Source organism: Companilactobacillus allii, from assembly GCF_001971585.1.
GTDB classification, from domain to species: Bacteria; Bacillota; Bacilli; order Lactobacillales; family Lactobacillaceae; genus Companilactobacillus; species Companilactobacillus allii.
The window spans coordinates 909022-922180 of sequence record NZ_CP019323.1; the positions used below are offsets into that span (position 1 = coordinate 909022).

General features: G+C 36.8%; 13 protein-coding genes and 1 pseudogene. 6 read left to right on the top strand and 8 right to left on the bottom strand.

Features of this window, described 5'->3' with window-relative positions:
* The first annotated feature begins 29 nt into the window (after nt 1–29).
* Together BTM29_RS04335 and aroE are read left to right on the top strand one after the other, a co-directional pair.
* Nucleotides 30–908 (top strand): shikimate dehydrogenase, encoded by an 879-nt coding sequence (locus tag BTM29_RS04335; protein ID WP_076614335.1) that lies wholly within the window; start codon nt 30–32, stop codon nt 906–908.
* Nucleotides 909–923: 15 nt separating this feature from the next.
* Nucleotides 924–1790 (top strand): shikimate dehydrogenase, encoded by an 867-nt coding sequence (gene aroE / locus BTM29_RS04340; protein WP_076614336.1) that lies wholly within the window; start codon nt 924–926, stop codon nt 1788–1790.
* A gap of 152 nt (nt 1791–1942) precedes the next feature.
* Here aroE and BTM29_RS04345 read toward each other — a convergent pair whose 3' ends face one another.
* Entirely contained in the window at nt 1943–2638 is a 696-nt protein-coding gene (locus tag BTM29_RS04345) for a FadR/GntR family transcriptional regulator (RefSeq protein WP_083685915.1), read from the bottom strand.
* 166 nt (nt 2639–2804) lie between these two features.
* Between BTM29_RS04345 and BTM29_RS04350 the strand changes: the two genes are divergently transcribed.
* Nucleotides 2805–4334, top strand: a complete 1530-nt coding sequence (locus BTM29_RS04350; RefSeq protein ID WP_076614337.1) for a phytoene desaturase family protein — start codon at nt 2805–2807, stop codon at nt 4332–4334.
* Entirely contained in the window at nt 4334–5548 is a 1215-nt protein-coding gene (locus tag BTM29_RS04355; protein WP_076614338.1) for an FAD-binding oxidoreductase, read from the top strand. The genes BTM29_RS04350 and BTM29_RS04355 overlap by 1 nt, the downstream gene beginning before the upstream one ends.
* A 163-nt stretch (nt 5549–5711) precedes the next feature.
* Here BTM29_RS04355 and BTM29_RS04360 read toward each other — a convergent pair whose 3' ends face one another.
* The 4 genes and pseudogenes from BTM29_RS04360 to BTM29_RS04375 form a co-directional block, all read right to left on the bottom strand.
* Nucleotides 5712–6188, bottom strand: coding sequence for a nucleoside deaminase (locus BTM29_RS04360; protein ID WP_076614339.1), 477 nt, complete (start codon nt 6186–6188; stop codon nt 5712–5714).
* 128 nt (nt 6189–6316) lie between these two features.
* Nucleotides 6317–6952 (bottom strand): annotated as a pseudogene (locus tag BTM29_RS04365) (ABC transporter ATP-binding protein); the annotation flags it as partial.
* A 93-nt stretch (nt 6953–7045) separates the two neighbouring features.
* A complete protein-coding gene (locus tag BTM29_RS04370) occupies nt 7046–7867 on the bottom strand; it encodes an ABC transporter permease subunit (protein ID WP_076614341.1) in 822 nt (273 codons plus the stop codon).
* Between the two features lie 3 nt (nt 7868–7870).
* A complete protein-coding gene (locus BTM29_RS04375; protein ID WP_076614342.1) occupies nt 7871–9379 on the bottom strand; it encodes an AMP-binding protein in 1509 nt (502 codons plus the stop codon).
* Between the two features lie 237 nt (nt 9380–9616).
* Here BTM29_RS04375 and BTM29_RS04380 point away from each other — a divergent pair, with 237 nt between their 5' ends.
* Together BTM29_RS04380 and BTM29_RS04385 are read left to right on the top strand one after the other, a co-directional pair.
* Nucleotides 9617–9976: a type II toxin-antitoxin system RelE/ParE family toxin gene (locus BTM29_RS04380; protein ID WP_076614343.1), complete on the top strand. Its 360-nt coding sequence runs from the start codon at nt 9617–9619 to the stop codon at nt 9974–9976.
* Entirely contained in the window at nt 9963–10253 is a 291-nt protein-coding gene (locus tag BTM29_RS04385; RefSeq protein ID WP_083685916.1) for a helix-turn-helix transcriptional regulator, read from the top strand. The genes BTM29_RS04380 and BTM29_RS04385 overlap by 14 nt, the downstream gene beginning before the upstream one ends.
* 89 nt (nt 10254–10342) lie before the next feature.
* Here BTM29_RS04385 and BTM29_RS04390 read toward each other — a convergent pair whose 3' ends face one another.
* The 3 genes from BTM29_RS04390 to BTM29_RS04400 all read right to left on the bottom strand — a co-directional run bounded on the left by BTM29_RS04390 (nt 10343) and on the right by BTM29_RS04400 (nt 12999).
* A complete protein-coding gene (locus BTM29_RS04390; RefSeq protein WP_076614344.1) occupies nt 10343–11728 on the bottom strand; it encodes a HAMP domain-containing sensor histidine kinase in 1386 nt (461 codons plus the stop codon).
* Nucleotides 11718–12416 carry a response regulator transcription factor gene (locus BTM29_RS04395; RefSeq protein WP_076614345.1) on the bottom strand — a complete coding sequence of 233 codons (699 nt, stop codon included), beginning with the start codon at nt 12414–12416 and terminating at the stop codon, nt 11718–11720. The genes BTM29_RS04390 and BTM29_RS04395 overlap by 11 nt, the downstream gene beginning before the upstream one ends.
* A 124-nt stretch (nt 12417–12540) precedes the next feature.
* The gene (locus BTM29_RS04400; RefSeq protein ID WP_076614346.1) at nt 12541–12999 is read right to left on the bottom strand and encodes a Fur family transcriptional regulator; all 459 of its coding nucleotides are present in this window, start codon (nt 12997–12999) and stop codon (nt 12541–12543) included.
* Between the last annotated feature and the right edge of the window lie 160 nt (nt 13000–13159).

Sequence of the window (13159 nt, forward strand, 5' to 3'; positions counted from 1 at the left end):
TCTCTGTTTTACTAAGGAGTATCAATATTATGGAAAAACATATCTCAGGAACAACAGGTCTATTCACACTTCTAGGTACACCGGTGGGTCATTCAGGATCACCTGCAATGTATAACTTCAGTTTTAAAAAGCAAGGATTAGACTATGCTTATATGGCATTCGATGTTAAAAAAGAACAAATGCCACAAGCAATCGATGCACTAAAACTATTCAAAGTTAGAGGATCAAACGTAACGATGCCATGCAAGAGCGTTGCTTCAACACTGGTAGATGATCTTTCACCCGCTGCAAAAATTATTGGAGCTATTAATGTTATTGTCAACAATGATGGTAAGTTAACAGGACACATTACTGATGGTATAGGATTTGTTCGTAATCTTAAGGAAAATGGCGTTGATATTAAAGGTAAGAATATTGTTGTTATTGGTGCTGGTGGTGCCGCAACGGCTATTCAAGTACAGGTAGCTTTGGATGGAGCTAAATCAATTGCAATATTTAACCAAGATGATGAATTCTTCGAAAATGCCAAAGAAACAAAATCAAAACTTAAAGATGAAACTCCAAATGTAAAAGTTGATGTTTATCCATTATCAGATAAAGGTTTATTGAAAGAAAAAATTGAAAATGCAGATATTTTAGTTAATGCAACCATTGTAGGAATGAAACCACTTGATGTCCAATCCTTAGTTGATAAATCCATGTTGCGTTCTGATTTGATTGTTGCAGATACAGTCTATAATCCATTGAAAACAAAATTAATTGAAGATGCTGAAGAAGTTGGCGCTAAGGCAATTCCAGGTAAAGGAATGTTGCTATGGCAAGGTGCTGAAGCATATAAGCTATTCACTGGAAAAGAAATGCCAACCGATGAATATCAAGCATATGAGAAAGAACAAGCAAAAATCTGAGAGGGTGCGTTAATTATGGAAAAATGGATTGATGGTAGAACTAGAATGTTAGGTTTATTCGGTACACCAGTATCTCATTCGGGCTCTCCGGCAATGTATAATTTTAGTTTTGAAAAATCCGGCATTAATTATGCATACTTGGCATTTGATGTTACTGAAGAGCAAATGCCACAAGCAATTAATATCATGAAATTATTTAATATGCGTGGGGCAAATATTACTATGCCCTGTAAGACTGTGGCTGCAAAGTTGGTCGATAAATTATCACCAGCAGCGGAACTTATTGGAGCAGTTAATACAATTGTGAATGATGATGGAATTCTAACTGGTAATAACACAGATGGGGCTGGATATGTTGCTAACATCAGACAAAACGGAGTTGATCCTAAGGACAAAGTATTCACAGTTCTAGGTGCAGGTGGTGCTGGAACAGCTATTGCTGTACAAGTTGCCTTGGATGGAGCTAAAGAGATTAGAATCTTTAATCCCAAGGATGATTTCTTCTCTAATGCTGAAAAGATGGCAAAAAAAATAATGGATAAGGTCCCTAATTGTAAAGTTACAGTTGGCGATATCAACGATGAGAAAGAACTCAAATCATCAATTTCTAGCAGTGACATTTTAGCCAATGCCACAAAGGTAGGAATGGCTCCAAATATTGATAATACCAATATTACTGATACAAATGTATTTCGTGAAGATTTAGTTGTAACTGATACAGTTTATAATCCAACTGAGACAAAAATGTTGAAAGAAGCCAAAAGTAAAGGTAGTAAAGTTATTGGTGGACAAGGAATGCTAGTTTGGCAAGGTGCCGCAGCGTTTAAACTATATACTGGTGAAGATATGTCAGTTGATGAAGTTAAAAGTCTATTTTTTTAAAGCGTAACAACACGCGAATAATTTCCGAACATTAACTAAAATGAGGCGCCATTCACAACGTGAATGACACCTCATTTTAATGTTAAGCAGAAGAAATTGCGTGTTGTTACGCGTTTGCGAAGCAAACAAGAAACAATAAAGAAGAAGTCGAACTAGAATTTCCTATTCAACAATTCAGATAAACAAAAATCAATCAACTTATCATTACAATCTCGAGCTTTTTCAAAATCACGTTCATTCAAGTAATAGACAACGTCATCTCGATATTTCTCTACCTGAGATAAATCATGAAATTGAATGATCCACTTGCCCAAAGTTAGATAAATAGATTTAAAATTCAAAATCAAAAGAGGATAAACCAGATTATTCGAAGAAACTGCCAGTTCATGATAAAAATCAAAGCCTAATTCAGGCTTCTTATTGGAATTCACTTCGTTTTTGAATCTATCATAAATCAAATTAAGTTTAACAAACGATGTTGATGTATTGCACTCCATAATCATGTCGCCTTCAAAAAGCTTGCGAGCACGGAAAATGGATTTTAATAGTGAAGGTCGATAATTTCCTCCATTAAAGTTAATAATAATATTAAAAGTCTCTAAATTACCATCTTCATTGAACTTGGCGATGTAATTTCCCTGTCTTGGGACAACTTTGATAAAACCTAAACGTGACAATTCTTTCAATCCGTTATTAACAACTGAACGGCTAACTCCAAAATTTTGAGCCATTGTACGCTCACTTGGCAACTTATCTCCAATTTTTAATTCTCCAGTTAAAATTTTCTTTTCAAAAAAATCTACTAATTGATCTACCTCTGACATTGATTGAATAGTTTCGAATTTCACGATGATTTCCTTTCTGGATCTGGTTGAACCAGATGCCACCAATGCGATATGTCGTTAAATTAAGTATATCGTTTGTGAATCCGTTTACAATGTAATGCATATATTTAATACTACAAGTAAGAATTCTATTGATCAATGGAAGTTTAATTAATAAGGAGGTTTCATCGTGAAAACTGATTTTGATGTGATTGTAGTTGGTGCTGGAAATGGTGGACTGATAGCTGCCGCAAGCTCTGCTAAGTTGGGTAATTCTACGTTACTGATAGAGAGACATAATTTACCAGGTGGTGCCGCAACTAGTTTTACAAGAGGTAGATTCGAATTTGAACCATCACTCCATGAACTGGCAAAGTATGGATCAAAGGATAATCCAGGTAATATCCGAAACATATTTGATTGGCTGGGAATCGATGTTGAATTCAAAGAAGTTCCAGATGCCTATCGTGTTATTAATACTGGTTCAAATGGATTCGATGTTTCAATGCCAACAGGGATTCCTAACTTTATCAAATCGATGGAACAGGCCGTTCCAGGCAGCTCTCAAAGTGTTGGTAGATTCTTTAAAATTGCAGTCGAGGTTGCACAAGCATTTTCAGAATTAACAACTGACCCAGCAAATATCAACATGGAAGATATTGCTGAAAAATACCCACTGTTTATGAAATATGGAACGATATCTTATCAAAAGGTACTGGATGAATTACAAATACCAAAGAAGGCTCAAGAAATACTCATGGCCTATTGGTGCTATATAGGTATTCCTGGTGACGAATTTGAGTTTGCCTACATGGCCGCAATGGTTGTGTCCTATGTAGCTTTATCTGCGTATATTCCTGTTAATCGATCTCACGAAATCTCAACAGCATTGATTGATTCATTACAGCAAAATGGTGGCGAGGTCTGGTTCAATACTGAAATAACCAAGTTGATTGTTCAGGATGGAGAAGTAGTCGGTGTTCGGACAGCAGATAAGGATATTTATGCTAAGCAAGTTATTATGAATGTCATTCCTGATGTAGTTTATAGCAAAATGCTTGATTCCACGGATGTGCCTATTCGGGAAGTTAAGAAATCTAACGCTAGAAAGATTGGAACTAGTGGATTCTTAGTTTATCTTGGACTCAATAAATCAGCTGAAGAATTAGGGATTAAGGATTACAGCACATTCATTGATGATAATTGGGATTCACATTATCAGTTTGATCATATGGATAATTTAAAAGATAATGGATTCTTCATAATGAATTGTTTGAACGTTGCTAATCCGGGATGTTCGCCTGAAGGAACCTCAATACTATATGCTACACAGCTATTCTTTGGTGATTCATGGGATGATGTTTCACCAGTTGAATATGCAAAACTAAAGGATAAGATTGCCGAAGATTTAATAAGCCGTTATGAAAAGGCGACAGGTATCAATATTCGTGATTATATCGAAGAAATTGAAATTGCTACTCCTGAAACGTTTGCTCGTTACCTACGTGGACCAGAAGGGGAGATTTATGGATACTTTGGAAGCCGTTGGGATCAAATGTTGGCGCGTACAATGAGTTTGGTAAAAGAAGATGAACCAATTAAGAACTTACATTTCTGTGGTGGACATGGATATTTATTAGATGGATATAGTTCAGCCTATCAGTCAGGTTTAGCTGCCGCTAAATTGGCTAATCAAAATATATCGAAGGAGACGGTATAATGGATACTTTTGAAAACCAAATTAAACCGTTCAATAAATTACTTGAAGAACGTAAAGAAAAAATCGATTCAGGATCAACAAAACCTCTAGTTAAAACATTCCCAGTCAATGAGCTGGCAGAACGATTACATCCTGAAAAGCAGTTTTTAAAGGTATTCAAAATTGTTGAACACGGACCAGATGCAAGAAGCTTTTATTTTAAGCCAGATACAGATAATGGAACTAATCATTTGGCTTATTTTAGATCAGGCCAGTACATTTCCTTACGACTAAAGATAGACGATAGCTATGTAACACGTCCCTATGCGATTTGTTCTTCACCAGCTGATGCAATGAATGATATATACATGTTGACAATCAAACTAGTTCAGACTGGATTCGTCACACCATATATCTGGGATAATTGGAAAGTGGGTACAAAGATTGAAGCTTCTGCTCCAGCGGGAACCCTTTATTATCAACCACTACGCGATAAAAAACATATTATCGGAATTGCTGGTGGTAGTGGCATAACGCCGTTTTACTCTATGGCAAAATCAATAAGTGAGGGTGTTGAAGACGTTGATCTAACTATCCTTTATGGAAGTAGGACACATGACAATATTTTATTGGGTGAAGAGTTAAATAAGCTAACTAAAGAGACTGATAAGGTTAAGGTCGTCAATGTTCTTAGTGATGAAAATATTTCTGGATATGAGCATGGTTTTATAAGTGCTGCATTGATTAGTAAATATCAACCTGCACAGGATTATTCTATTTTCATTTGTGGTCCCAATGTGATGTACAAATTTGCCAACAAAGAAATTGCAACACTACATTTACCAGCTGGGAGAGTGCGCCACGAATTAAATGGTGATTTCGGTACTCCATATAATGAGTTGGATTATCCCACCTCTGCTAAGAACAAAATCTTTAATTTAACAGTCAGAGTTAGAGATGATGAACGTGTGATTAAAGCAAAAAGTAACGAGTCATTGTTAGTTGCCATGGAACGTGCAGGAATAAAAGCCCCATCAATGTGTCGTAGTGGAGAATGTGGATTCTGTCGATCCCAGTTAATCAATGGTAAGGCCTTCACGCCGACATCAATTGATGGTAGAAGAATCGCCGATAAAAAATTTGGATATGTTCATACTTGCGATGCATATCCATTGAGTGATTTGACAATTGATGTACCAGTGCATGATTTAGAGAGCGTAACAACACGCGAATAATTTCCGAACATTAACTAAAATGAGGCGCCATTCACAACGTGAATGACACCTCATTTTAATGTTAAGCAGAAGAAACCGCGTGTTGTTACGCGTTTGCGAAGCAAACAAGAAATTAGATATTAATTGAATTTGAATCCCAAAGTAATAAGAAATTTCATGTGTTTTAATACAAAGTACGACCAGAATCCCGTTTAAAATTATCAAAAGACTTAATAGTCAAATCTCTATCATGCTGTTCAAGATTCAAAACGCTCTTATCAGCCAAACCACCGCTAATAAAATCATAAATAAAGTCGTCACGGAAGCCGATATCTGCGGCATCCTTAGCACTATTTCCGTAGTAACAAGTCGAAATGTTCGACCAAATAATTGCACCAAGACACATTGGGCAAGGATATGCATTGGTATACAGAACACATCCAGTTAAGTCGTGAGTTCCCAATTTTTGATAAGCCTCTCTAATAGTCGTGATCTCGCCATGTGCAGATGGATCATGATTTTCTAACACACGATTATGTCCACTGGCAACTACTTTGCCATCCTTAACAATGACAGTACCAAAAGGTCCGCCAATCTGTGTACCTACGTTAGATTGAGCCTCTTTTTCTGCTAGTTCCATAAATTTTTGTTCATATGCCATAACGTCCATCTCCCAATCTAAATACTTCAAGGGCAATATTAACATATTTTTGTAGTAAATATTAAAAGCAATCGCCAAAATCATTGATAGAATACAAATGATTTGTCGATTGCTTATGTATAATAACTTTAAGCTGTCTTCATAACGTGAGGTTTCTCTTCAAGTATTGCATCAAGAACCTTTTCAGCTACTAAGCCAACTTGTCCTGGGTTACGGATATCTTTGGGACCGTCAGTCTCAAAGTAATTAGTTGAATCTTTCATAACGACGATATGGTCGGCCATACGAGCAGCTTCATCAACGTCATGAGTGACAAGTACTGTAGTAAGATTTTGCTTCTTACAGATATCAAGAATTAAATCTTGCATCTTTCTTCTAGTCAAAGCATCCAATGCACCGAGTGGTTCATCAAGAAGTAATATTTCTGGATCAGTCATTAGAGCACGAGCTAGAGCGACCCTTTGCTTTTGACCACCAGACAGTTGATTTGGATAATGGTCTGCATAATCATTCAACTCAACCAAGTCCAATAATTCTTTGGCATGTTTAATGTCTTCTGGCTTTTTAGATTTGAATGAGAGGTTCTCAATGACAGTCATCCAAGGAAGCAAGCGGTCTTCTTGGAACATCATTCTAACAAGTGACTTAGATTTGGTTTTATCAATATCAATTGAACCACTAGTGGGTTTTTCTAGACCCGCTATAAGTCGTAGTAGAGTACTCTTACCACCACCACTCATACCAACGAGTGCAACAAATTCACCGTTATGAATATCTAGATTTACACTTTGAAGTGCGATTTGATTGTTATAAGTTTTACCAATATTATTAACTTTTATCATTGTATTTGTTTTCATTTAAATGTTATTCCTTCCAGTTGTTTGCCATTCTAGCAATAGACTTTCAAAACTCTTTGCGACGAGATCGGATATTTTACCTAATATCGCATAGACTACGATACATAAGACGACAGTCTCCATGTCGACGAAATCTTCGGCGTTGTTTGCCATATATCCAATACCTGAACTGGCTGATATTGTTTCGGCAACAATCAAAGTTGTCCACATAACACCAAGTGCATATCGAACGCCGACTAATATTTGCGGTAGTGCGGCTGGGAAAATGATTTTCTTGAACATATCAAATCGTGATAGTTCGTATGATTTGCCCATTTCAATCAAGTCATTATCAACTGAACGAATTCCAGAATAAGTATTGATATAAACTGGGAACATTGTTCCAATTGCGACTAGTGATATCTTGGCTGATTCATTGATTCCTAACCAGATAATAATCAGTGGAATTAGTGCTAAATGGGGAATATTTCTAAACATTTGGATCGAAGAATCGAATAGTAAACTGAATGTCTTGGACATACCATTGACGAATCCCAAGATGAATCCGATACCTCCACCGATCAATAATCCTAATGTGGCACGATAAAGACTGATGCTGAGGTTCTTTGGTAGTTCTCCACTAGCCGTCAGCGTTATGCCATCTTGTAACACCGCTATGGGTGAGGGTAGAACAGAAGTCGATAACCAGCCAACTGAACTAGCCAACTGCCAGACGACGACTAATGTAACTGGGATTATAAATGGTAGTAATTTTTGAGTTGGGAAGCTGAAATGCCTTGCTGGATTTGAATTAGACGTATTAAGGTCGATAGATTTTTGCATTAATTACGCCTCCTTGACATATTGCTTTTCTTCAATTTCTTTGGCAAGTAAAGTACGTTGAATTTTACCCGTAGCGTTCTTGGGTAATTCTTGCCCGAAGATATATTGAGTAGGACGTTCTGCTGGCATCAATTGATTATTCGCGAGATTTTTGAGCAATGCCAATTGATATCTATGGTCTGTCTGTTCTTCATTTGTAATGATTACCGCTGTAACGGCTTCTCCATAGATTTTGTCAGATGTACCGACTACTGCCATTTCTTTGATGAATGGTAGGACTGTTAAACAGTCTTCAACTGCTAGTGGATTAACGTTTTCACCACCGCGAATGATCATTTCTTTGCGACGACCGACAATGTATAAGTAACCATCATCATCGATTTTTCCAAGATCTCCTGTGAGCAAGTATCCATTGCTGAAGGTTTCGGGTTGTGCATCGAGATAGTGGTCGATCACTGAATCACCCTTGAGAGCAATCTCACCGATTGCGTTTGTCTTCAATTCTTTGTAGTCTGAATCAACTATCAATACATCGGTGCCATAAGGGATTCCAACACTGTTTTGTTTAGTGGCGTTCAATGGATTCTGAGTGATTTGACTGGCGGCTTCGGTCATACCGTAACTTTCAATCAATGGAATATCGAATCTGATCTTGAATTCCTCATGAGTACTGGGAAGTAGTGGTGCAGAGGCAGTTCTCAAGAATCTTAACTTATTTGGTTTGGGTTGTTCATCACGTTGTAAGAGAATCTCAATGATAGCAGGTGTCAAAGATACCCAAGTTAATTGTTCATCGAAGACTTCCTTCCAGAATAAGTGAGCACTGAATTTTGGTCTGAAAAGTAATTGTCCATCTGATAGACGAGTGGCGAGGTTTGAAATGACCATTGCATTAACGTGGAATAGTGGCATAACGATCATTGTGCGGTCATAGTCAGTCAGTTCTTCACTTACGATAATATTGTCGGCATTAGCCAATAATTGATTGTGAGTAAGTCCAACGCGTTTAGGTTTACCAGTTGTGCCAGAGGTGTGCATGATAATGGCAAATTGGTTATCAAATGGCTCTTTTGCCAAATGTGATTCGTGAGTTTTGCGAATATATAGTTCCACTTCTGGTTCATGTAGAGTTGTCAATTTAGGGCGTTTTTCAAAAGTATCGTTGAGAGTATCAGGCTCATCCATATCAGAATTCATGATCATTGCGGAATAGTTATATTGTTCCTCAAGTTCATTGATTTGGATTTCTGTCACAGCAGGGTTGATTGGGTGAACGATTGCACCTATTTCCCATAAGCTTTGTACTACTAAGGAGTAAGTTACTGAGTTAGTTAATGCGACTAAGACGATATCGTTATAACCGATACCTTGAGTTGACCAGTAGTTCAACCATGTTTCACGTTCCTTATTTAAGACTGATCCTGTATACCAGTTCTTTTGTGCATCTTGCATAATGGGACGATTAGGATTATTAGTTAATTGTTGTTTTAGTTGGTTAGTTAGTTTAGACATATATATCACCGAGTCCTTTCAAGTACGTAGGTGTTTTTAATAGATTTATTTTTCTTTAATTGAATAAACCTAGTTTACAAATATGTCGGCATTCTAACTACTGGTTTTCGCTAAGTGTTAAATAAGATTTTCTTATTAAGATACTTATATAAAATTCATTACGTAATTTACCCATAGACAGAACTTGAGGTAGGTCGAAAAGGAGTGGAAATTATATCATATATGATATAATACGTGATGAAGAAAGTTGAATTTGTATTTCTAGTGTTAGATGGAAAAAGTGAAATAATGGAATTTATTAATGGTCTCCCGGTTAAAGATAGGAGTAAGCTGTACGATACAATTAATATCATATCGGAGTTTGGAATCCCAATTGCTGCACGTCAAGAGTGGGTGAAAAAACTTGATTCTGATATATATGAGATTCGATCTAAGGTTGGGACGAATATTCAACGATGTTTGTATTTTCATAAGTATAAAAACATATATGTAATAACTAATGGATTTACTAAAAAGACAGATAGAACCCCACAAAGGGAAATAAGACGTGCTAGATTATTGATGAATAGGAGCAAATCACAAGATGACAAAAGTTGAACTTATTAATGCAGCAGAATATATTGAAAATGAAAAAAGGAAGAATCCTGAATTATCAAGGATGATGGATATAGAAGAAAATAAAATGGAATTAGCTATTAATATTTCAAAGTTACGTCGTTCTCTGGGATATTCGCAAGAAGAATTCGCCAAAAAAGTCAATAAACCACAATCAACTATCGCTCGTATCGAAAGTGGTGAGGGGAATCCTACAATGAAGACTATTTTTGAAATAGGATATGCTGTTGGTAAAAAAGTTAATATTTCTTATGAATAAAGAGCACACTAAAGTGCGGAATTTCTGAGCATTAACATAAAAAGATGGTGCCATTCACGAAAGTGAGTGACGCCATCTTTTATGTTCTGTTAAGCTTTTTTGAATGTAACGGTAAAAATACTTCCGTTGGGTTTATTATCAGAAACGATAATCTGAGCATTATTTAAGATAACCAGTTTAGCCACAATTGCTAAGCCTAAACCACTACCTTTGATCTGGGTGGAGTGGGATTCGTCCACACGATAGAATCGCTGAAAAATTTTGTCCTTTTTATCATCAGGAATACCCATCCCGTTATCAGCAATACTCAAGTTGATATTGTCATTATCTTTTGAAACGTTCACATCAATATGCCCATTTTTAGGAGAATATTTACTAGCATTGTCCAAAAGTGCAATGGTAATCTGTTGAATCAAGTCCAAATTACCATTGATCACTAGATCTGGTTCAATAGATACGTTGATATTTTGTGGTATAGAGGCTTGATAATGGTCACTAAGTTGTTTGATTGTTTCGGATAAGTTAACTTCAGATAATTCAACGTCAGCTTTGTCAGCTCTGGAAAGATGCAACAGGTTCTCAATCAGCTTTTGCATCCTCAAAGATTCTTCGTCAATGAAATCCAGAGATTCAGGGATGACCTCGGGATGTTTGTCACCGCGTCGCTTAATTAGGCTGATGTTCCCGCGAATGGCGGCGATTGGTGTACGTAATTCATGAGATGAATCGGAAACAAATTGCTTTTCACGTTCCAAACGCTGATTTTGAACGTTCAAGAGATCATTGAATGAATTACCCAGTTCATTTATTTCAAGTGGACTGTCAGGAACTGTCAAGGAAGGCTGATTGGTCTCTAGATCTTGAGTTGTTTTCTTAGTCTCATTAACTAGTTCCAATGTTGGTGCACTGAGACTCTTGGCTAATCTTCTAGCCCACCAAGTACCGAATCCCAAAGTTACGAAGACAACAAAGGCTATGACTATCAACAATAACAGTAAGCTCCTTAATAGATTGTTCAAACTGACCCAGAGTTGATAGGTAGTATTGTTGTTTTTTTGTGTGTAATAGAGAAATAGACCATAGCCTGGAATGTAGACCATATTTTTGTTAAAGAAAATATGTAGCTTTTTCCTAGCTAGGAATCGCTTGGATGATGGGGAAGTCATAATAACACTTTGACGTTTTAATGAAGCGGCAGTGACTGACTTGTCTTGGGTCTTGACCCGGATGAAAGAATTTTGCTTGGTGTGTCGCTCATTGGCGTTATTCCATTCAATGAAGTTAGGAATACTCTCAATATTGGAGCGATTCAAGCTCATCATCAAACCTTGCGCATCCCGAGTCGTCATCATAGTTTGTTGAACGCCGACAAATGCTAGAATCAACAGGCTTATCGAAAGGGTAATAATGACGACTAAGCGATTGATTCCTTGATTGATCAGCTTCTCATAAGTAGTGACATTTTTAGTCTTCATTGGCTGTATCCTCAATCGAATAGCCAACACCACGAATTGTCTGGATAAGAGGTCGATCATTTTTGCCATCTATCTTGCTGCGTAGGTAGCCAACATAGACGTCGACGACATTTTGTTGTCCCAAGAAATCTTCACCCCAGACGTTATCCAGTAATTCATCACGAGTGAAGACCTGATTGACGTGCTGTAGGAAGAATAACAACAAGTCATATTCACGTCTGGTCAATTGAATATTGACGTTATTTCTAACCACTTGATGAGACTTAGTATTGAGCGTTAAATCAGCGATTTGGTAAGTTTGATCTGGCTCTGATAATTGTTCAGCACGTCTTTGGATCACACGTACTCTAGCAAGTAACTCTTCTATTTCAAAGGGTTTGGTAATATAGTCATCGGCTCCATTATCAAGACCGGCAACTTTATCACCGACATAATCACGAGCCGTCATGATGATAACCGGTACTTGGTCATGCTTTCTAATACGACGTAATACTTCCATGCCGTCTAGTTTTGGTAACATCCAATCAAGTAAGATAAGTAATAACTCGTTTTGGTGTTCCTCATATTTCTCCATAGCTTCTAGGCCGTCATTAGCTACCACGACATTGAAGTCCTCAAATTGTAGTTCTTTTGTTAGATAACTTGAAAGACTTAATTCATCTTCAACGATTAAAATAGTATTTTTCATTTGAACCTCCAAAAAGGTATTCGATGTATTTATTATAAGTGATAATCGTTTTGTTTAGATATTTTTTATTGAAATATATTACTAAAAAAGGCAGTACCCAAATTGGATACTGCCTAATCTCGTTTTACTTTTTAATTCCCAATTTAACCTGACATTCAGGGCACAACCCATAAACTTCCATATGGTTGCCAGAAATCATATATCCAGAAATGTCGGCGGTCTTTTCTTCCAAGGCCTTCTCATCTTTACTGAATCCGGGATATGATACATCCACAATTTTACCACAATTGGTACATATTGCATGATAATGTGGGGTACCGAAGTAATCATAGTGGGTACTGCCATCGCCATTTTGTAATTCCACGACTAGATGATGCTCAACAAATGTATTTAAAGTGTTATAAATCGTTGATGAACCCATATTCGGAAGATCTTTGCTCAGGCCAGATCTGATGGTTTCAACAGTAGGGTGATTATGATGACTGGCCAAATAGGCCAAGATGATATGACGCTGTGGTGTAACTCGTAATTTGTGCTCTTTTAAAACCTTCAGAGTATCCTCCATGACAGAACTATTAGCCATAAGCAATCTTCCTTTCTACTATTTATCATTAAATTAGAATCATTACAATGTAAGTATAGTACTTTTGTATTGAGAATATCAATTAATGTTTACTTATGTAGCCAACGCTATTGGCAACTTGTAAGTTTACTTTTTTCTGAAAAAGGTTTAATATGTATTC